The sequence below is a fragment of the Alkalimonas mucilaginosa genome (assembly GCF_036327005.1).
GTDB classification, from domain to species: domain Bacteria; phylum Pseudomonadota; class Gammaproteobacteria; order Enterobacterales; family Alteromonadaceae; genus Alkalimonas; species Alkalimonas mucilaginosa.
In genome coordinates this window covers 1-1,018 of record NZ_JAUGZK010000042.1, presented here as the reverse complement: position 1 = coordinate 1,018, position 1,018 = coordinate 1, and the positions used below count along the sequence as shown (strand labels likewise).

Below are 1,018 nucleotides of genomic sequence, written 5' to 3'. Positions count from 1 at the left end.
CCAGGGCTTCACCTTCGCACCGGCCTTCGCGCCATTCCCTTCCTACTGCACATCGTTGCCACATTAAACCCGTGGTTCTATCCGTTACCGTACCATCGTTGTTGTCCTGATAACGGCTGGCTTCTGCGACCGGCAACACCAAACCAGCATGGGCTGGGGGTAATTCGTCGAGACCCGCTAAGCTGTGATAGCCATTTAGAATCACATCGCTTGGACGGACCCTTTTAAAGTAAACACCAATTCCTTGTTGACTGTAACGGCGACTACCCAGAAATCGACGCACTCCCTGTTTTACATGAAACTCAACCACATCAAACTCTGTGTTTAAATCAGACACAACACGCTTATAGTTAGCTGAGTCTGGCATAATAAATGGTGCTTCACCATTACGTCCCAATGCGTAAATCTCTTCGGTGCGATTCTCCAGCTCACAAACCCAGCTCAGCTCATATCCCCCGGCCGGTTCTCTTGTTACTAACCCTAAATCACCTTGAACAAAACCGATACTGCTATGCTTTCCACCTACCCAAACTGAAATATGGTCTACTTCAACAGGCAATGGCTCTTGGCTATACTCCATATAAGCCGACTCACACACATCAATGTAACGCTCAATTTGCGGAAGCTGAGGCCATACGCCTGCTACAGTTGCCAACAATGCAATTAACATACCCCCTCCTAACTATTGAACTTCGCGTGTTGCTTCATTGCCAAATCGTCCTATGCCTCTCATGCAAGCAGAGCTGTGTTCACATATGCCTATCTTAACATCCCCTCCTTGCAGTGCACCGACATACAAATGATTATTGGAGTCAGCAACCCATTCTGCATCAGAGCCTGTGGGGTTGGTAATCGTATTCGAAAACAGCAGGGTACCAGTCGGATGCGTATGGTAGCCAATCTGGCCAGTTACAGGCAGAGCCACACTTCGCCTCTCACCCACCATCGGCTTGGTATACTGATAATAAGCCGTACCGTTAGGTGCTGTCAGTTTGTTGATATAACCACCTATCTCTAA

1 protein-coding gene and 1 pseudogene are annotated in these 1,018 nt (G+C 48.1%); both read right to left on the bottom strand.

What is annotated here, in order from left to right; all coding sequences use genetic code 11:
- Nucleotides 1-670: pseudogene (locus QWF21_RS18030) on the bottom strand (hypothetical protein); the annotation flags it as partial.
- A gap of 12 nt (nucleotides 671-682) precedes the next feature.
- The coding region (locus QWF21_RS18025) for a hypothetical protein (RefSeq protein WP_330089428.1) at nucleotides 683-1,018 on the bottom strand (336 nt) is incomplete at its 5' end.